The following is an 18,387-nucleotide window of genomic DNA, read 5'->3' on the forward strand; positions in this document are numbered from 1 at the left end:
TGAAAAGCGTTGGGACCAAGAAAACCTGCACTTCGCACGGGTTTCAAGAACAATGCGGCAACCCGCCCCGCGGACGCGGCGAGCGGGATAAAAAAGGGCGGCGAGGTCTCCCCCGCCGCCCTGTTCTTGAGCCCTTCTAAACCCCTAAGACTGGTCGACCCGGCCGAGGTTCATCACCTTGGTCCAGGCATCGACGAAGTCGTCCACGAACTCGTCCTCTGCGCCGTCATAGGCATAGCGCTCGACGACTGCGCGGAGTTCCGAGTTCGAACCGAAGACGAGGTCGACATCCGTGGCGCGCCACTTCTCTTCGCCCGTCATGCGGTTCGATCCGACGAAGACGCCTTCCTGGCCCTCGGCAGGCTTCCATGCAGTCCGCATGTCGAGGAGGTTCTGGAAGAAGTCGTTCGTCAGCGTACCCGGGTTATCGACAAGGATACCTTCTTCCACGCCGCCCGCATTGGCGCCGAGAGAACGCATACCGCCCATCAGCACCGTCATTTCCGGAACCGTCAGTGTCAGGAGGTCCGCCCTGTCGACCATGCGCTGGACGCGGGTCAGGCGGCCCTCGACGGTTCCGTAGTTGCGGAAGGCGTCATAGGTCGGCTCGAGCCAGTCGAAGGACGCAGCATCGGTCATCTCCTCGGTGGCATCGCCGCGGCCCGGGGTGAAGGGCACGGTGATGTCATGGCCAGCATCGGACGCCGCTTTCTCGATGGCTGCCGCGCCAGCAAGAACGATCATGTCCGCCATGGAGATCTGACGACCGCCCGGGGCCCGGTCATTGAACTCTCCTTGAATGCCTTCAAGGACCGAGAGCACCTTGTCGAGCTCGGCAGGGTTGTTGACTTCCCAGCCGTTCTGCGGGGCGAAGCGAATACGTGCACCGTTGGTCCCGCCTCGATTATCCGTACCGCGATAGCTTGCTGCCGATGCCCATGCCGTGCGGACGAGCTCTCCGACGGTGAGCTCCGTATCCAGAATGTCAGCCTTCAGATTGGCGATGTCCCGGCGATTGACGAGCTGGTAGTCAGGGGCCTCGACCGGGTCCTGCCAGACGAAAGTCTCTTCCGGCGCCATGTCGCCGAGATAGCCCTCGCGCGGACCCATGTCCCGGTGCGTCAGCTTGAACCATGCCTTGGCGAAGGCCAGCTCGAACTCCTCCGGATCATTGAGGAAGCGCGTGGTGATCTCGCGGTAGGCTGGATCCTCTTTCAGCGCGATGTCCGTGGTCAGCATCATCGGCGCGTGGCGGATGTCCTCGCGGTGCGCATCGGGGACAAGCTGCTGGGCTTCTTCCTCGACAGGCTTCCACTGGATCGCGCCTGCGGGGCTTTCCGTCTTCTCCCACTCGAACTGGTAGAGGAAGGTCAGGTACTGGTGCGTCCAGCGGGCGGGGTCAGCCGTCCATGCGCCTTCGAGGCCGGAGGTGACGGTGTCCTCCGCATTGCCCTTGCCGCACTTGTTGTTCCAACCGACGCCCTGCCCCGCGATGCCGGTCGCAGCCGGTTCGCGGGAGAGGCATTCCTCTGGCTTATGCGCGCCGTGGGCCTTGCCGAAGGTGTGCCCGCCAGCGATCAGCGCGACGGTCTCCTCGTCATTCATCGCCATACGGCCGAATGTCTCGCGGATATCCGCTGCGGCCGCGATGGGATCATGGCTTCGGTTCGGGCCTTCTGGGTTCACATAGATAAGGCCCATGACGGAAGCGCCGAGGGGCTTCTTCAGCTTGCCGTCCTCGTCATAGCGCTTGTTGTTGGCGAGGAAGTCTTCCTCCGCACCCCAATAAACGAGCTCAGGCTGCCATGCGTCTTCACGGCCACCAGCGAAACCGATGGTCTCAAAGCCCATGGACTCCATGGCGACGTTGCCCGTGAGGACCATCAGGTCGGACCATGAGAGCGCGTGGCCATACTTGGCCTTGATCGGCCAGAGGAGCCTTCTCGCCTTGTCGAGGTTGGTATTGTCCGGCCACGAATTAAGCGGCTCGAAACGAAGCTGCCCGCCCGCTGCGCCGCCACGGCCATCGGCAAGACGGTAGGTGCCTGCGGAGTGCCAAGCCATGCGGATGAAGAAAGGTCCGTAGTGCCCGTAATCGGCTGGCCACCAATCCTGGGAGGTGGTCATGACCTCCTCGATGTCGGCTTTCACCTCGGCAAGGTCGAGCTTCGCAAACTCCTTGGCATAGTCGAAGTCTGGGCCGAGCGGGTTTGAGTCCGCCTCGTGCTGGCGGAGGGGTGAGAGGTCGACGGTCTCGGGCCACCAGAAGCGGTTGGGCTTGGGCATGCCTTGGGCGATCGGCGTCGCCAGCGCGCGCTCGGCCTCAGTGGTGCCTTCGAAAGCTTCGCCTGCGCCTTCCGCCGGAGCAGCGACACGCTCCTCGGCCGGAAGCTCAGCGCCGCGGGGCTGCTGGGCGCTTGCGGTATCGACCCGCTCGCTACTGTCAGAACCACCGCACGCCGCGAGCGCCAGAGCGCTCAGGGACACGCCAATCAGGGACCATCGGGAAAATCTTGCCATCACTTCCTCCATCAAGGGGAGGCTCGCTCGGCCAGCCCGCGACCACGCGGAATGAGGGTGCCGGAGCCGCCTCTTCTCGGAATGAGAATAGTCCGGTGCCCCCATGCGACCCATCGGATAATACAGATATCTGCAATCGACTGGCCCGATGGCCCGGAAGCCAAACCGTGCCTTGCCCTCACGCCGCTTTTCAGGTAGCGGCCCCGCTTCGAGTAGTGGTCGTCTGGCACCTTGGGATTGTCCCGCCGCCAGATGAGCCGAAGGCGGTCCAGCGTTCCCGCGCCCCGTCTCCACTGCCAGACAAGGGTGCAAGTACCTATGGCTCTCTACGAGCACATCTTCATTGCGCGCCAGGACGTAAGCCCCGCGCAAGTCGACCTCCTCACCGAGGAACTCCACGACATCATCAAGGAAAACGGTGGCTCGGTCGAAAAGGCCGAATATTGGGGCCTCCGCAACCTTCAGTACAAAATCAAAAAGAACCGCAAGGGCCATTACAGCCTGATGCAGATCGATGCGCCGCACGACGCGGTCACCGAGATGGAGCGTCAGATGCGCCTTAAAGAGGACATCCTGCGTTTCATGACCCTGCGCGTCGACGAGTTCGATCCTGAGCCCTCGCCGGTGATGAGCCGCCGTGACCGGGATGACCGCCGCGACGACCGCCGTGGAGACAGAGGAGACCGCCGCTAATGGCCAAGACCTTTTTCCGCCGCCGCAAGACCTGCCCGTTCTCGGGCGAGAAGGCGCCGAAGATCGACTACAAGGATCCCAAGCTTCTCGGACGCTACGTCTCCGAGAAAGGTAAGATCATCCCGTCGCGCATCTCGGCTGTCTCCGCGAAGAAACAGCGTGAACTGGCCCGCGCCATCAAGCGCGCCCGCTTCCTCGCGCTCCTTCCCTACGTTTCGCAGGACTAAGACATGACCCAGGTTATTCTCCTCGAACGCGTCGAGAAGCTCGGTTCGATCGGTGACGAAGTCGCCGTGAAGCCTGGCTTCGCCCGCAACTTCCTCATCCCGCAAGGCAAGGCCCTGCGCGCCAACGCTGCGAACCGTGCAAAGTTCGAAGCCGAGCGCTCGGCCATCGAAGCCCGCAACGCTGAAGAGCGCGAGAAGGCTGAACAGCTTTCCCGTTCGGTCGCCGACAAGCAGTTCGTCGTCGTCCGCTCTGCGTCGGATGCTGGCATGCTCTACGGTTCGGTTTCGGCTCGCGACATCGCCGAGATCGCTTCGACCAAGAAGCTCAAGCTCGACCGCCACAACGTCCTGCTCGATGGTCCGCTTAAGACCCTCGGGATCTTCCCGGTGCGCGTCCGCCTGCACCCTGAAGTGACCGTTGGCATCGAGATCAACATCGCCCGCTCGACCGAAGAGGCCGAGAAGCAGGCACGCGGTGAAGACATCTTCGCCCGCGAAAAAGAAGAAGTCGAACAGGTCACCGGCACGGGTGAGTTCGACGAAGACGGCGCCGTCCCTGTCGAAGCTCCGGCAGAAGAAGGCACCACGGAAAACGTCACCGACACTCCGTAAGCCGATCTTCAAAGATCCAAGGAAAAGCCCCGCATGTTCTGCATGCGGGGCTTTTTTGTAGGCAAATCAGTCCGTTCGGCACGGTCTGCTACTCTCGAGCCGGACCTCGTGAAACAATCCTAGTAGCGGCAAAGCCCTGGCGCGCCGATGGTCCAGCGGACGCCCTGCTGATCCGTGCCGTAGATCGGGCCGTCTGAGAGCCTTGCCCAGCCGGGTACCGAGACGACCGCCTGGCCATAGGCCGTCGGGATCGAGAAATAGTTCCGGTCACGGCGGTAAAGCTCCCGTCCCGCAGCGCGGTTCAGCTCCGCCCCGCTCCTCACGGTGGCGTAGACGAGCCGCTGCCTGCCATTGCCGCGGGAGACACAGACCTGGAGCGAGCGGGAGTTAAAGCCCGTATCGCCATAACGGCCATAGCCGGAGGGCGCGCCATACTGGCTTTCATACTGCGCCTGCTGGAGCCCTTGGGATATCCCGGTGATCAACGCTGCCTGCTCTTCCGGGGTGAGTTCACATCCCGTTGTTCCAGCAACAAGGATAACGGACAGTCCCAGTCGGCGCAGCATTGCTCTCTCCAGTTCCCGTCCTCAGAGGATGGGCCATTCTTAACCCATGTCAAAAGCGCGATGCAGCTGGGGGTGCGCACGCTTTGCCCCGCGAATCGGGAAAGCTTCAGCTTTCTTCGCCCCTCAGTTTTTGAGATGGTCGCCCCATGCCTGACGGATCAGCCCTCCCCGCCACCCTCGGTGGCCCCGACGAGAAGAAGCTCCCCTACTCTATTGACGCGGAGCAGGCGCTGCTTGGCGCGGTGCTTTACGACAATGAGGTCTTCTACAAGGTCAACGGGTACCTGAAGCCTGAGCATTTTTACGACCCGCTGCACGGCAAGATCTACGAAGCGTGCGACAAGCTCATCAGCTCGGGGCGCCTCGCCTCGCCTGTGATGCTGAACACCTATTTTGGGGATGAGACGGCGTTCCATGAGGCAGGCGGCGAGCGTTATCTCGTTTCGCTGGCGCAGGCGGTGCCGACGACGGTGGGCGCAGCTGACTATGGCCGGCTGATCTTCGACCTGCATACGAGCCGTGGTCTGATCAATATTGGCAGCCAGATGATCGAGCGCGCCAACACCGCCGACATCGACGACAACCCCAGAGGCCAGGTCGAAGCGGCGGAGAAAGAGCTCTACGCCCTTGCCGAGACGGGCCATTATGGCGGCGGTTTCGAGAGCTTCGAAAGCGCGCTGACGACGGCAATCAACATTGCCCAGGCTGCTTTCCAGCGCGGCGGCGGCCTCTCCGGCGTGACGTCTGGTCTTCGCGATCTCGATGGCAAGCTTGGTGGCCTTCACGGCTCGGACCTCATCATCCTCGCAGGGCGTCCCTCGATGGGAAAGACGGCCCTCGCGACCAACATCGCGGTCAACGCAGCCAAGGCCTTCGTTCCTGAAAAGGCCGCAGACGGATCATACAAGAACAAAGAAGGCGCCCGCGTCGGCTTCTTCAGTCTCGAGATGAGCTCGGACCAGCTCGCCTCGCGTATCCTCGCGGAGTTCTCCGGCGTTGCCTCCGACAAGATCCGGCGCGGCGACATCAACGAGCAGGACTTCGTCGAAATCTACGACGCCGCCGGAAAGCTCGAGCAACTGCCGCTCTACATTGACGACACGGGTGGCCTGACCATCGCGCAGGTTGCGGCCCGCGCGCGACGTCTCAAGCGCATGAACGGGCTCGACATGCTGGTCATCGACTATCTCCAGCTGCTCGCCGGCTCGAAGAAAGCAGGCGAGAACCGTGTCCAGGAGCTGACCGAGATCACGACGGGTCTTAAGGCTCTAGCGAAAGAGCTCAGCGTGCCGATCATCGCGCTCTCGCAGCTCTCGCGTCAGGTCGAAAACCGCGAGGACAAGCGGCCCCAGCTCTCGGACCTTCGTGAATCGGGCTCGATCGAGCAGGACGCCGACGTCGTCATGTTCGTCTATCGCGAGGAATACTATCTCGGCCGGACCGAGCCTCGCGAGGGTACGCCTGAGCATATCGAGTGGCAGCAGAAGATGGATGACGTGCACGGCATGGCCGAAGTCATCATCGGCAAGCAGCGCCACGGCCCCATTGGCACAGTGAAACTGAGCTTCGCGCCTGAGCTGACCCGCTTCGGCGACTATGCCGACCCTGACCGCTACCCACAGCAGTACTGATCAGGTGACGGACTACCGCCCTCGCCTGACGGTCGATCTCGCAGCGGTGCGGCGGAACCTTCGCGCGCTGAAGAACATCAGGCCCGGCGTGGAGATCATGCCGGTGGTCAAGGCGGATTGCTACGGCCTCGGCGCGGAAGCGGTCGTGCCCGTGCTGGTCGATGGCGGATGCAGCGCGTTCTACGTGTCTTATCTCGAAGAGGCTCAGGCTCTGGAGAAAGTCGCCCGCGGCGCGGTGTTCTACATCCTCAACGCAGGCTCCGGCGCTGGTCCGTGGACGGAGGAGCACCGACCGGTGCATTACGACGCCGAGGCGTTGAAGGCCTGGCAGAGTGGCCCTTGCGGCGTCCAGATCGACATCGGCATGAACCGGGTCGGGATGCCGCTTTCTGCGTTGGAGGATATGGCGCCGCGTGAGGATGTGAGCCTCGTAATCGGCCATATGAGTGATGCCGGTGATCCGTCGTCGGAGCGCAATGCAGACCAGCGCGCGCGGTTTGAGGAGATTAAGTCAAAGCTGCGCCAGACCTTCCCGCGCGCCCGCTTCGGCCTCTCCGCCACTGGTGGCCTCCTGCAAAAAGAGACCGTCGAAGAGGACTGCCTGCGGCCCGGCGTTGGGCTTTATGGCGCGGCGGCAGGGTCACTTGGTCCGCTCGAACAGGTCGCAACGTTCGAGGCCCGTGTGCTGACGGTCTTCGACGTCGAGCCCGGTGAGCTTGTGGGTTATTCGGGCCGCTGGTCGCCACAGCGGCCATCAAAGCTGGCGACACTGGCCGTCGGCTATGCGGATGGCCTGCCGCGCAGCTTACTGGGCGGCGGCAAGGTTTTTCTCGGCGGCGCACGATGCCCCTATGCAGGCGCGGTGAGCATGGACCTCCTGACCGTCGACATCACCGATGCGCCGGGCAAGGTGAAGCCCGGCGACTGGGCTGAACTCTTCGGCGAAGAGATCAAGGTCGACTGGCTCGCGGACAAGGCCGGGACGATCGGCTATGAGCTGTTAACCGCCGTACGCGGACGAACCCAGCGGGTCTATCGCGACAGCGACAGGTAGCGCAGCACGTCGTCGAAGTCGCGGCGCAGCGCGTTCTCACGCTCCTTCGCCTCGCCATCGACGCCCCACTTCTCAGCCTGAAATGCCTCGTCGAGCCTGGCGGCGGCGAAGGCGTTATCAGGCTCCTGATCCGCATAAAGAGCGAGGACAGCAGAGCCTAGGATCTCCGTCAGAAGCTTGCGCGGATAGAGCTCGGAAAGCTCCATCGCGCTAAGCCGGTCGCGCATCGCTTCGATGGTCTCGGGCGGCTGCTCGACTGGGATGATCCCGGCGGTCACGGCAAAGGTGAGGCCCTGCTCTTCCGCCCGCGCCAGAAACGGGCCGAAAATCTGCTCCTGCCGCTCCGCGAGCTTGGGCTCATCGGCGCGGTAGCAGAGAAGATCGCTCCCGGCATACTGGCAGATCGTGTCGGTGAACTCCGCCTTGCCCTGCTCGCCAGCGTCGAGGACAAAGCCGTGAAGCCTCGTCAAAGGCATCGTCTCCATGCGGACGGTATCCGTCTGAGCGTCCCATTCCTCGCGCAATGCTTCGGCCAGCTTCTTCGTCGCAACGAGGGGATGGCGCCCGACGGTCTTGGCGATCCGGCCATCGAGGGCGACGGCATATCCCCCGTCCTGCTCAAGGAGGGAAACCTCCTTGTAGAAACGTTTCGGTCCCTCGGTCACAGATCCTCCGGCCATTCGGGTTTGGCACGTTCGTCGAAATTGAAGAGCTTCCACGTCTCTTTCATGTGGCCATGAAGCGGTGCTTCGAGCACCAGCGGGCGGTTGCCGGGACGCGGGATAACAAGCCTGCGGCAGAAGAGGTGCATCTTTTGCGGCAGGCCATCGACCTTGGCGTCGGAGCCGCCATACTTACCGTCGCCAACAATCGGTGTACCGATCAGCGCCATGTGCGCACGCAGCTGGTGCGTCCTGCCGGTGATCGGGCGCAGCGCGACGAAGCTCGCCTTCTGCGCCGCCATTTCGATCACCTGGTAGTCGGTGATGGCTTTCTGTCCGTCATCGGAAGGCCGCGCCTTTTCCTGCCCTTTGGGGCCAGCCTTTTCGAGCTTCGCGTCGATGCGGCCTTCGAGGGGTTGCGGCACGCCCTTGACCAGCGCCCAGTATTCCTTCTCGATCGTCCTTCCACGGAAGGCTTCGGTCAGCCACTGCGCCGCCTTGCGGGTCTTCGCGGTGACGAGCAGCCCGCCCGTGTCGCGGTCGAGGCGGTGGACCAGCCTGATCCGCGCATCATCGGGGCTTACAGCCTCAAGGAGAGCGTCGATGTGGTCCGTGGTCTTCGCACCGCCCTGCACCGCAAGGCCGAAGGGCTTGTTGAGGACCATGACCCCGGCATCTTCGTACAGCGTCATCTCGGCCAGCCGTTCGCGCGCATCGGCGCGGGACATGGCCCGGGGCTTCGGCGCATCGCTTGGATCCGGCATGGGCGGCACGCGGATCATCTGGCCAGCCTCGATCCTGTGCGAGGCCTGCACCCGGCCGCCATCGACCCGCACCTGCCCCTTGCGCAGCATCTTCTGGAGCGCGCCGAAGCTTAGCTGCGGGTAGTGGTTCTTGAACCAGCGGTCGATGCGGATCCCGTCATCGTCCCACTTCACCTTCACCTGCGTCGGCCCGTTCATGATGCAGCCCTCACGAGCATGGTGCTTGCGATGAAGGCAAGAATGCCGAGGATCAGCGACAGGCCGACATAAAGCGCGGCTTGCGGCACCGAAACGCTCCCCAGACGGATGATATCGTAGGAATAGGTGCTGTAGGTTGTGAGGCCCCCAAGGAGTCCTGCGCCGAGAAACGCGGTCAGCACATCCGACCGCCCCTCCCCTGACGCGACCACGAGGCCGAGGAGGAACGAGCCCGCGACGTTGAGCGCGAGGATGCCCCACGCGCCGCCGAGGCCGAAGGTGACAAAGCCATAGCGCAGCGAAGCGCCAAGGGCGCCGCCTGCCGCAACGGCGAGGATGGTCTGAGGAAAATTGCTCACGAGGCGGCCCTTAGTCGCCAAGCCTGCCCGGGGAAAGGGTCAGGCGACCCGGCCCGCAACGATCGTGAGCGGCATCGACACTCTGCGCGGCGCGTCCCCGAACTTGCGGACGGCATCCTCCATCAGGTCATCGAGCGTCGCGCTGTGCCCATCGGCCCGGGCGCGGGTGACGGCGGACCATGTTTCCAGCATCTGGATCAGGCGCGGAACGCTCCAGTCGAGGTCCATCCGGATGGCTGGCGGCGTCACCTCTTCGAATGGGAAGCCGATCTCATCCCTTTGATAGCCGCGCAGGCTCAGGCGGTTGCCTTCTGCCCAGTAAGGGTCGGCGATGGCGAGAACCTCGTCCAGAAGCTCGCGCTGCACCTCTGGCTCGGCTTCGGTCAGGCCATAGGTCCAGCCGCAGAAAAGCGCGCCGGGTTTGCAGATGCGCCGCACCTCCTCCCAGAACTTTGGGAAATCGAACCAGTGGAGCGCTGTCGCCACGGTGACGGCATCGGCAACGCCGCTGGCGAACCCTGTCTTCTCCGCTGATGCGACGGCGTAGGTGATGTTTGGCGCGATGGGCGCGTGGGCGATCTGCTCTTCAGAGATGTCCGAGGCGAAGACATGAGTGAAGCGCTCCGCCAGCGACAGCGCGGCCTGGCCCGAGCCTGTCGCGATGTCGATGGCGCAGGCCGTGCCCGGGGCTTCGGAGACAATCCAGTCGAAAAGCTCGCCGGGATATCCGGGCCTTCCCTCGGCATAGCGCCGGGCATTGGCCCCGAAAGAGGTCGCGTTTTCAGTCATCAGTCGCTTTTTCGCACTGCAACACAGTCTTCGTCCAGCCTCGGGCGCAGCGCAAAGGAAGGCAGTGGAATCCAGCGCGGGATCAGCCTAGCGTTCCCGCGCTATGAACAACGTCGCCCGGTTCCCCTTCCCGCGCCCTGAGCTTCGCCTGACCCGACCCATCGTGCTGGTCGGCCTGATGGGCGCTGGCAAATCGACCACAGGGCGACGGCTTGCCAAGAAGCTGGGCGTGCCCTTCGCCGATGCTGACGATGAGATCGAAGAAGCGGCGGGCATGCGCATCGCCGATATCTTCGAGATCTACGGCGAGGAGGAGTTCCGCGAGGGCGAGCGCAAGGTTATGCAGCGGCTTCTGGAGTCGGGCCCCTCGGTGCTCGCGACGGGCGGCGGTGCCTTCATGAACGAGGAAACGCGGGCGCTCGTGAAGGCGACCAGCACATCCGTCTGGCTGAAGGCAGACCTTGCGACCCATGTCCGGCGCACGGCGCTGAGGGACACGCGGCCGATCCTGAAGCGCGGCGATCCGGAAGATATCCTCCGCAAGCTGATCGAAGAGCGTAGCCCTGTCTACGCGCAGGCTGACGTCACGGTGCTCTCGCAGGACGGCCCGCACAAGGACACGGTCGGTTCCATCATCAAGGCGCTGAGGAAGCGCGTTCGCGAAGGCGAGACGATATGACGACTGACGTTTCCGTTGACCTGCCGGGGCGTGAGTACCTTGTCCGCATCGGGCCTGGTGCGCTGGAGGCCTGCAGGCCGGAGCTCAGGCGCCTGACGGCGAAGCCTAGCGCTATCGTAGCCGATGAGGCGGTGCTCGCACAGCACGAAGATGCGCTGCGCAAGGTCCTGCCTGAGCTGCCCCTCATCACTGTACCTTCCGGCGAGGCCACCAAAAGCTGGCAGAGCTATGCGGACGTCAGCGAGAAGCTCCTCGAAGCAGGTGTCGAGCGCGGCGGGAGCGTCGTCGCCTTCGGCGGAGGCGTCACAGGAGACCTCGCAGGCTTCTGCGCGGCGACGCTCAGGCGCGGCTGCAGGCTCGTCATGCTGCCAACGACGCTCCTGTCACAGGTCGACAGTTCCGTAGGCGGAAAGACAGCGATCAACACGGCGTCAGGCAAGAACCTTGTCGGCGCGTTCCATCAGCCTTCCCTCGTCGCCATCGACACGAGCTTTCTCAGCACCCTGCCAAAACGCGAGTTGCTGGCTGGCTATGCGGAGGTCATCAAGTACGGCGCGCTGGGCGATCCGCAGTTCCTGTCATGGCTCGGCGAGCGCGGTGATGCCGTCCTCGCGCTCGAGCCAGCTGCGCTCACTGAAGCGATCGCAGTCAGCTGCCGGGCCAAGGCGGCCATCGTCACCGAGGACGAAACCGAGCGCGGCCGGCGCGCCCTCCTCAATCTCGGCCACACCTTCGGCCACGCGATCGAGGCGGAGGGCCAGTATGACGGACGCATCCTCCACGGCGAAGGCGTCGCCATCGGCATGGTCATGGCGGCCCGCTTCTCCGAGCGCGAAGGACACCTGAGCCCCGGCGAAGCGGAGAGGTTCGAAGCTCTGGTCGCGAGATCAGGCCTGCCGACACGTCTCGCCGATGTCCCGGACATCCCTGCTGATCCGGGCCGACTTCTCCTGCACATGAGACAGGACAAGAAGGTGGACAGCGGCGCCATGACGCTCATCCTGCTCAAGCGGCTCGGCGAAGCATTCGTCGCGAAGGATCAGGACGAAGCCCGCATTCTGGACTTCCTGGGCGAGGAGGCCCAACTGCCCAAGCTATGATCACGACAGCTCTCTTCATTCTCCTTCTTCTCTGCTTCTCCGCCTTCTTTTCAGGATCGGAGACGGCCCTCACCGCCACATCCCGCGCGCGGATGCGCTCGCTTGAGCTCAAGGGCGACAAGAAGGCCGCGGCCGTCAGCAAGCTGACCGAGGACCGCGAGCGGATGATCGGCGCGATCCTCCTGGGCAACAATGCAGTGAACATCCTCGCTTCGGTGCTGGCGTCGGGCCTGTTCATCCAGCTCTTCGGCGAAGGCGGCATGGCCGTGGCGCTGTCGACCATCGTGATGACCCTGCTGGTCCTCGTCTTTGCGGAGGTGATGCCCAAGACGGCTGCCATCGCCCGCGCCGATAGCATCGCGATGCTCGTCGCACCGATCATGCGCAGGATCGTCGCGGTGCTCGCGCCGATCGTCAGTGTGGTGAGCGCCATCGTCAGGACGACCCTGCACCGGGTCTTTGGCCTCGACGTCACGGCGATGGATGACGCCCTCTCCGCCCATGAAGAGCTGAAGGGTGCGATCGAACTGCACCACGAAGAAGGCCAGATGGAGAAAGAAGCGCGCGACATCATCAGGGGCGCCCTCGAACTCGACGACATCACCGTCGAGGACATCATGCTCCACCGGAAGTCGATCGAGATGCTGGACGTGAACACGCCCCAGATCGAGATCGTCGAAGCGGTGCTCGCGTCGAACCACACGCGCATCCCTCTCTATGACGAAGACCCGGACAATGTCGTCGGCGTCCTCCACGCCAAGGATATGCTCCGTGCCCTGTGGAAAGTGGGGAACGAGCCGGACAAGGTCGACATTCGCGAAATCGCGATGCAGCCCTACTTCGTGCCGGAGACCACCACGCTTCAAGAGCAGCTCGACGCCTTCAAGACTTCGCAGATGCACTTCGCCCTTGTGATTGACGAGTACGGAACGCTTCGCGGCCTCGTAACGCTTGAGGATATTCTCGAAGAGATCGTCGGCGAGATTGAGGACGAGCATGACGTGGTCGTTGTCGGCGTCGAGAAGCAGTCCGATGGCGCGGTGCTGGTCGATGGCGATGTCACGATCCGCGACCTCAACCGCATGATGGACTGGCGCCTGCCTGACGAGGAAGCGGTGACCATTGCGGGCCTGGTGATCCACGAGGGCCGCTGCATCCCCGATGTCCGGCAGATGTTCAGCTTCCACGGCTATCGCTTCGAAATCCTCGCCAAGCGCCGGAACCAGGTCACAAAACTAAAAGTCGTCCCCCTCGCAGAAGCGGCCTGATACACCCCAGGTGAGACATTTTGCCCGCGCGGCTGTTCCTTCCTCACGAAAGGAGCAGCCGAGCGATGCGCTTCGAACAATTGGTGCTTTCAGGGGGCGGCACGCGCTGCTTCTGGCAGGCAGGTTTTCTTCACCGGGTCAGGGACGAGATCAGCCTCGAACCCAGGCGGATCACTTGCGTTTCAGGCGGGGCGATGATCGCGGCAGGCTTTGCAGCGCGGCTCGGTCCTGAACTTCTCCGCCTTACTCGCATCCAGTTCCGCCACAGCCGCAACTTCCACTGGCCGTCGAGCCACCTCGGCTTCATGCCCCACGAAGAGGCCTACCGCCGTGTCGTGGACAAGGTCTTTGACGAGGAGGCCGTCGCGAAAATTGCGTCGGGCCCACCCATCGAAGTCGTCCTGACGGAGCTGCCCGCCCGCTACCCCAATGCGGTAGGAGCGACAGTTTCGCTCATCACCTACCTGATCGAACGCGCAGTGAAGGACGCGACCGACAAGAGCTGGACCCGCAAGCTCGGCATGCGCGAAATCCGCGCCGACCTCGCTCAAGCCGCCCGTGATGGGAGGCTTGCAGAGCTGATCACGACCGCAGCGCGCATCCCCCCTGTCTTCCAGTTCGAGTGCTGGGACAACCTGCCGGTGATCGACGGCGGCTCGATGAGCGATGCGCCCATGCCCAGCGAAGAAAACGGCCCAACGCTCTGCCTGCTCGCGAGCTATTTCAGCCACCTTCCGCATAAGGAAGACCGCATCTTCATCATGCCGTCGGAGACCATACCCACGGGCAAGATCGACCTGACCGAGTCAAAGGAAGTGCAGGAGGCCTGGGACCTCGGCGAGAAAGACGGTGAGGGCTTCCTGAAGCTCTGGCGGGCCGGTGATCTCGACTGGACCCGGCCTCACAAGATCGGCGATCCCACTTGGCGCGGGCGCCGTTGGAGGCCGGAGACGGAACCTGCTATGGCCTGAGCCATGGCCAAGGCTCAGAACATCGTCATCCTCACCGGCGCAGGCGTTTCTGCCGACAGCGGCGTTGATACCTTTCGCGATCCAGACGGCGCATGGGTGAAGAACGACCCCGTGAAGGTCTGCACGCCGGAGGGCTTCGCCGCCGACCCTGCGCTGGTCCACGCCTTCTACAATGCCCGCCGTGCGCAGCTACCGAGCGTTGATCCGAACCCGGCGCATTTCGCACTGGCGAAGCTCGAGGCCGAGACGGTGAAGGCAGGCGGCACGGTGACCCTCGTCACCCAGAACGTCGACAACCTGCACCAGCGCGCAGGCTCCGAACGGATCCTCCCGATCCATGGCCACCTCGACAAGGCGGAGTGCACGAGCTGCGGCAAGGTCCATCACTGGACGGAGGATCTCTCGACGGAGACTCCCTGCCCGGCCTGCGATGCGAAAACCATGCGGCCTTATATCGTCTGGTTCGGGGAAATCCCTCGCGGCTTTGACGAGGTCGAGGAAGCGATGATGGAAGCTGACCTCTTCGTCGCCGTCGGCACGTCAGGCAGCGTCTACCCAGCGGCAGGCCTCGTCGGCTTCGCAAGACAGCGCGCCATCCCGAGGGTCGAGCTGAACCTCGAGGCATCGGACAATGCGACGCTCTTCACCGAAGCGCGCTACGGAAAGGCCAGCGAGATCGTCCCTGCCTGGGTGGATGAGGTTCTCAGCAGCTAAAGTTGGCCAACCCGTAGCAACCTATCGATGCGTGCCTTCCCACCCGGCTCATACTCTCCGTAAAAAGATCGAAGGCACTTTGGGTTAAGAGGGTCTCGCTTGAGCCATTCCCAGCGAACGAATTCGGCGTTCGAAGCTCTTAGCCGTTCATCTATCGCCTCCAGAGAAGCGAGATAATCCGTGCCCTTCACAGGGTCCGCCGAAGAGATACGGACGGAGCGCGTGGGGAATACCACTTTATAAACCAACGACGCCCCGTCGTCAGTTTGATTGCAGCCCAGCTCGACAAGTTCCGCTGTAGACCATGGAAGGATCTTATTCTCTGTAAACGGAATAAACCGGTCAATCACGACCTCCTCTTCGGTGATGTAGTCTCCTGACGTGAGCTCAGCCCAGATAAGAACAACACCAACCGCTATTGGCAGCGACGCAATGCGAAGCACGCGCCTTATGTACTCTAGCAGCCAGCGGCGGGCGAATTCGTCAGAGGACGTAACACTGCTGGCATGCTCCGCCACGGCGTTCAACGCACCAGCTCCAAAAGGCTGCGAGTCGCTGCTCATCATGGCGTCGTGGACACGACTAAACCGCTTGTTCAATGGCAGCACGAGATAAACCAGCGCTAGGACTGCACCAGCTGAGAAGATCCACCCGAAAAGCCAGGCCAACATCCCAAATCCAAAGTCATTGCCGACCAGGATCGCACCAATCTGTGTCGCTTGTTCGGCGGCATGAGTATCCTGAAGCCGCTCGAAGTAGGGCCAAATCCAGCGCCAACCAACTCCAAACCCACCAACCATGATGATGAAGAACCCCCAGATCGAGAGCTGGTGTGCAAACCACCCCTTCGGCGGCTGATCGAAATTGAGCCGTATCTCTTCCGCGACTTCACGATTCACACCAAAAATGTCTTGGATTTCGTCGAGCTCCTCCTCGATTGGATCCTGAGGTCTTTGCGCCATCTCTGCTCTCAGCTGATTGTTCTCACGGTCTTTCTGCTAACCCCAAAAACAGGCTGCCGACCACCGCCAACTGCCGAACAAGCTAGGCCCACGCCCTGCGGCTGTGTCCCAGCTTGACCGTTCCCACGGCGGAGCGCACAGCCTCTTGATGAGCGAAAAGACCCTCCCCTCGCCGCGCGCGGCGCTCACCTTCATGTTCATCACGGTGCTTCTGTCGATGATCGGCTTTGGTATCATCATGCCGATCCTGCCCCAGCTCCTGATGGAGGTGACCGGTGAGAACGTCAGCCAGGCCGCGACCTATGGCGGCGTGCTCTACTTCGTCTACGCGCTGGCGCAGTTCTTCATGTCGCCGGTGATGGGCGGTTTGTCAGACCGCTATGGCAGGCGGCCTGTGCTTCTGATTTCGCTCGCCTTTTATGCGCTCGACTTCCTGTTGATGGCGCTGGCCCCGACCTATGCGTGGCTCGTTGTCGCGCGGTTCCTGTCAGGGGCGACCTCGGCAACCTATTCCACCGCCAATGCGGTGATCGCCGACATCTCCCCGCCGGAGAAGCGGTCGGGCAATTTCGGCCTGATCGGCGCGGCCTTCGGCCTGGGCTTCATTATCGGCCCACTGGTTGGCGGGCTTTTCGCGACGATCGACGTCCGCGCGCCGTTCTATGCAGCGGCAGCGCTCGGCGCGATGAACTTTGTTTTCGGATTTTTCTTCTTCCCGGAAACGAACTTCAAGAAACGCCCGTTCTCGCTGGCGCGCGCCAACCCGTTCGGCAGCCTCTGGTCCGTGACCCGGGTGCGTATCGTGATGGTGGTGCTCGGCGCCTATTTCCTGATGCAGTTCGCGCACAACTCGCTGCCCGCGGTCTTCAGCTACTTCGCTGTCCAGAAGTATGGCTGGTCGGGCCTCGACATCGGCTTCGCTCTCGCCTTCGTGGGGGTGACGGCGGCGCTGGTGCAAGGCGGGCTGACCCGGACCTTGATCCCCAAGATCGGCGAGCCGAGGGCCGTGCTGATCGGCGCGACGTCCATGACCATCAGCTTCATCGGCTACGCGTTCTTCGCGCCGACGGGCATGTGGATCTATGTCTGGATCGCCGTGGGCGCCCTTGGCGGCCTCATGATGCCGGCCATGCAGGGCCTCATGTCCTCCGCCATTCCGGCGGACAGCCAGGGTGAGCTTCAGGGGGCAATCGCCAGCGTCATGTCCCTGACCATGATGACGAGCCCTCTCGTCATGACCCGGATCTTCACTGAGTACACCGACAGCGAAGGCATCGTCTTCCCGGGTGCGCCGCTGCTCCTCGGCGGCATCTGCATCATGGCGTCGATGATCCCCTTCGCGGTCATCGTATCCCGGGCGAACCGGAAAGAGGCTCAGGCCTCGCCGGGGGTCAGTGCCTGAATTGAAAGGGCATGGACAGGCCCAGCGAGCTCGTCCTTCAGGGTCTCGTTCACGGCCCTCTGGCGCTCGAGCCGCGACATCTTGCCAAACAGCTCGGAGACGATCTTCACGCGGAAATGGCTCTCCCCGCCTTCGGGTGCGCCAGCGTGCCCCTTGTGAAGATGGCTCTGATCCACAATCTCTAAAACCAGAGGCTCAAACCGCCCCTTGAGCTTGCCTTCGATCGCTTCAGCAACCTGACCCATAAAATTTCTCCTATCTGGGGAAAAAAGCGCGACAGTCCGCCTGCGAACAAGCGGTAAGTCAAGCCTGTTCCCGACACCTCACAAGCACCATAATCACACCATGGCCGACGACTACAGCTACAAGCCGCGACACGGCTTCGACATCCGTATCAAGCCCACCAAAGGCTCGCGGAACGCCCGGAAATCCTGGGCGAAGACCGAGACGCGCACCTGCGACCGGGACGATTGCGACAAGCCGGCGGAGACCCGTGCGCCCAAGGCGCCGGACGCAATGAACGAATATCTCTGGCTGTGCACCGTGCACGCGCGGGAGCACAACAAGAACTGGAACTTCTTCGAGGGGAAGACCGACGCCCAGGCCGCGCAGATGCGCGACGCTGCGCGCTATGGCGACCGTCCGACGTGGAAGATGTCCAAGAACGGCCGCGCTGCCGCTGCTGCCCGGGCGGGCATGGAAGGCATGGCGGAGATCGACGACGCAATCGGCGGCAACACCCGTATGGAAAATTCGGGGCCAGACGAGGGTGTCTATCGCGAAGGCCGCAAACTGACCCGCCTCCAGCTCCAGGCGTTCCGCACGATGAACCTTAAAGCGAACGCTTCCTCATCGGAGCTGCGCAAGCGCTATGCGGAGCTCGTGAAGCGGTTCCACCCGGACTCGAACGAGGGCGACCGCTCTGCCGAGGAGCAGCTGCAGGAGGTCATCAAGGCCCACCAGATCCTCAAGAAGGCTGGCTTCTGCTGATCCATCGAGCGGGTTGAGAAGGACGCGAGGGGCGCTCACGGCGCCCCTTTTTGATTCGCGCCGCAAGATTTTTGAGCACTAAAGTCCCGATCAATAGATGACATCGATCTAAAATGCTCCCTCGTAACAGTTTTCTGCTAAGATTTGTTGCGGTCTAGCAACATTCATGCCGCGAATGAACTTTTTACGACGCAGCGCAGCATAAGCTGCTTGCGACTGCGAAGCT

20 protein-coding genes are annotated in these 18,387 nt (G+C 62.8%); 12 read left to right on the forward strand and 8 right to left on the reverse strand.

Annotated features, from left to right (window positions below; all coding sequences use genetic code 11):
- Positions 1 to 144 precede the first annotated feature (144 nt).
- On the reverse strand, positions 145 to 2,520 hold the full coding sequence (gene katG / locus HK107_RS02680) for a catalase/peroxidase HPI (RefSeq protein WP_269815564.1): 2,376 nt from the start codon (positions 2,518 to 2,520) through the stop codon (positions 145 to 147).
- Between the two features lie 318 nt (positions 2,521 to 2,838).
- Here katG and rpsF point away from each other — a divergent pair, with 318 nt between their 5' ends.
- The 3 genes from rpsF to rplI are packed head-to-tail and all read left to right on the forward strand — an operon-like array spanning position 2,839 to position 4,052.
- The gene (gene rpsF, locus HK107_RS02685; protein ID WP_173196547.1) at positions 2,839 to 3,213 is read left to right on the forward strand and encodes a 30S ribosomal protein S6; all 375 of its coding nucleotides are present in this window, start codon (positions 2,839 to 2,841) and stop codon (positions 3,211 to 3,213) included.
- Entirely contained in the window at positions 3,213 to 3,440 is a 228-nt protein-coding gene (gene rpsR, locus HK107_RS02690; RefSeq protein WP_173196549.1) for a 30S ribosomal protein S18, read from the forward strand. Before rpsF ends, rpsR begins: the two co-directional genes overlap by 1 nt.
- 3 nt (positions 3,441 to 3,443) lie before the next feature.
- On the forward strand, positions 3,444 to 4,052 hold the full coding sequence (rplI, locus tag HK107_RS02695; protein WP_173196551.1) for a 50S ribosomal protein L9: 609 nt from the start codon (positions 3,444 to 3,446) through the stop codon (positions 4,050 to 4,052).
- Between the two features lie 119 nt (positions 4,053 to 4,171).
- On the opposite strand, the gene HK107_RS02700 is transcribed toward rplI, so the two are convergent.
- Positions 4,172 to 4,618, reverse strand: a complete 447-nt coding sequence (locus HK107_RS02700; protein WP_173196553.1) for a hypothetical protein — start codon at positions 4,616 to 4,618, stop codon at positions 4,172 to 4,174.
- Positions 4,619 to 4,764: 146 nt separating this feature from the next.
- Here HK107_RS02700 and HK107_RS02705 point away from each other — a divergent pair, with 146 nt between their 5' ends.
- Both HK107_RS02705 and alr read left to right on the forward strand, forming a co-directional pair.
- Entirely contained in the window at positions 4,765 to 6,249 is a 1,485-nt protein-coding gene (locus HK107_RS02705) for a replicative DNA helicase (protein ID WP_173196555.1), read from the forward strand.
- Positions 6,215 to 7,303, forward strand: a complete 1,089-nt coding sequence (gene alr, locus HK107_RS02710; RefSeq protein WP_173196557.1) for an alanine racemase — start codon at positions 6,215 to 6,217, stop codon at positions 7,301 to 7,303. The genes HK107_RS02705 and alr overlap by 35 nt, the downstream gene beginning before the upstream one ends.
- On the opposite strand, the gene HK107_RS02715 is transcribed toward alr, so the two are convergent.
- From HK107_RS02715 to HK107_RS02730, 4 genes are read right to left on the reverse strand one after another with little or no spacing between them, the layout of a single operon-like run.
- Positions 7,282 to 7,968, reverse strand: coding sequence for an ATP12 family chaperone protein (locus HK107_RS02715; RefSeq protein ID WP_173196559.1), 687 nt, complete (start codon positions 7,966 to 7,968; stop codon positions 7,282 to 7,284). The genes alr and HK107_RS02715 overlap by 22 nt on opposite strands.
- Positions 7,965 to 8,927, reverse strand: a complete 963-nt coding sequence (locus HK107_RS02720) for an RluA family pseudouridine synthase (RefSeq protein ID WP_173196561.1) — start codon at positions 8,925 to 8,927, stop codon at positions 7,965 to 7,967. Before HK107_RS02720 ends, HK107_RS02715 begins: the two co-directional genes overlap by 4 nt.
- Positions 8,924 to 9,286, reverse strand: a complete 363-nt coding sequence (locus HK107_RS02725; protein ID WP_173196563.1) for a CrcB family protein — start codon at positions 9,284 to 9,286, stop codon at positions 8,924 to 8,926. The genes HK107_RS02720 and HK107_RS02725 overlap by 4 nt, the downstream gene beginning before the upstream one ends.
- Before the next feature lie 39 nt (positions 9,287 to 9,325).
- Positions 9,326 to 10,075 carry a class I SAM-dependent methyltransferase gene (locus tag HK107_RS02730; protein ID WP_173196565.1) on the reverse strand — a complete coding sequence of 250 codons (750 nt, stop codon included), beginning with the start codon at positions 10,073 to 10,075 and terminating at the stop codon, positions 9,326 to 9,328.
- A gap of 103 nt (positions 10,076 to 10,178) precedes the next feature.
- Between HK107_RS02730 and HK107_RS02735 the strand changes: the two genes are divergently transcribed.
- The 5 genes from HK107_RS02735 to HK107_RS02755 all read left to right on the forward strand — a co-directional run bounded on the left by HK107_RS02735 (position 10,179) and on the right by HK107_RS02755 (position 14,807).
- On the forward strand, positions 10,179 to 10,754 hold the full coding sequence (locus HK107_RS02735; RefSeq protein WP_173196567.1) for a shikimate kinase: 576 nt from the start codon (positions 10,179 to 10,181) through the stop codon (positions 10,752 to 10,754).
- Positions 10,751 to 11,854 carry a 3-dehydroquinate synthase gene (aroB, locus tag HK107_RS02740; protein WP_173196569.1) on the forward strand — a complete coding sequence of 368 codons (1,104 nt, stop codon included), beginning with the start codon at positions 10,751 to 10,753 and terminating at the stop codon, positions 11,852 to 11,854. Before HK107_RS02735 ends, aroB begins: the two co-directional genes overlap by 4 nt.
- Positions 11,851 to 13,122, forward strand: coding sequence for an HlyC/CorC family transporter (locus HK107_RS02745; RefSeq protein ID WP_173196572.1), 1,272 nt, complete (start codon positions 11,851 to 11,853; stop codon positions 13,120 to 13,122). The genes aroB and HK107_RS02745 overlap by 4 nt, the downstream gene beginning before the upstream one ends.
- Positions 13,123 to 13,187: 65 nt before the next feature.
- On the forward strand, positions 13,188 to 14,093 hold the full coding sequence (locus HK107_RS02750; RefSeq protein ID WP_173196574.1) for a patatin-like phospholipase family protein: 906 nt from the start codon (positions 13,188 to 13,190) through the stop codon (positions 14,091 to 14,093).
- Between the two features lie 3 nt (positions 14,094 to 14,096).
- On the forward strand, positions 14,097 to 14,807 hold the full coding sequence (locus tag HK107_RS02755) for an NAD-dependent deacylase (RefSeq protein WP_173196576.1): 711 nt from the start codon (positions 14,097 to 14,099) through the stop codon (positions 14,805 to 14,807).
- On the opposite strand, the gene HK107_RS02760 is transcribed toward HK107_RS02755, so the two are convergent.
- Positions 14,804 to 15,769 carry a hypothetical protein gene (locus HK107_RS02760; RefSeq protein WP_173196578.1) on the reverse strand — a complete coding sequence of 322 codons (966 nt, stop codon included), beginning with the start codon at positions 15,767 to 15,769 and terminating at the stop codon, positions 14,804 to 14,806. The two genes, HK107_RS02755 and HK107_RS02760, sit on opposite strands and share 4 nt — an antisense overlap.
- Before the next feature lie 148 nt (positions 15,770 to 15,917).
- On the opposite strand from HK107_RS02760, the gene HK107_RS02765 reads away from it, so the two are divergent.
- Positions 15,918 to 17,171 carry a TCR/Tet family MFS transporter gene (locus tag HK107_RS02765; RefSeq protein ID WP_173196580.1) on the forward strand — a complete coding sequence of 418 codons (1,254 nt, stop codon included), beginning with the start codon at positions 15,918 to 15,920 and terminating at the stop codon, positions 17,169 to 17,171.
- On the opposite strand, the gene HK107_RS02770 is transcribed toward HK107_RS02765, so the two are convergent.
- A complete protein-coding gene (locus HK107_RS02770; RefSeq protein WP_173196582.1) occupies positions 17,144 to 17,416 on the reverse strand; it encodes a BolA family protein in 273 nt (90 codons plus the stop codon). The two genes, HK107_RS02765 and HK107_RS02770, sit on opposite strands and share 28 nt — an antisense overlap.
- Positions 17,417 to 17,516: 100 nt before the next feature.
- Here HK107_RS02770 and HK107_RS02775 point away from each other — a divergent pair, with 100 nt between their 5' ends.
- Positions 17,517 to 18,161 carry a DnaJ domain-containing protein gene (locus HK107_RS02775; RefSeq protein ID WP_173196584.1) on the forward strand — a complete coding sequence of 215 codons (645 nt, stop codon included), beginning with the start codon at positions 17,517 to 17,519 and terminating at the stop codon, positions 18,159 to 18,161.
- Positions 18,162 to 18,387 lie beyond the last annotated feature (226 nt).

Source organism: Parvularcula mediterranea, assembly GCF_013085255.1.
Taxonomy (GTDB): Bacteria; Pseudomonadota; Alphaproteobacteria; order Caulobacterales; family Parvularculaceae; genus Parvularcula; species Parvularcula mediterranea.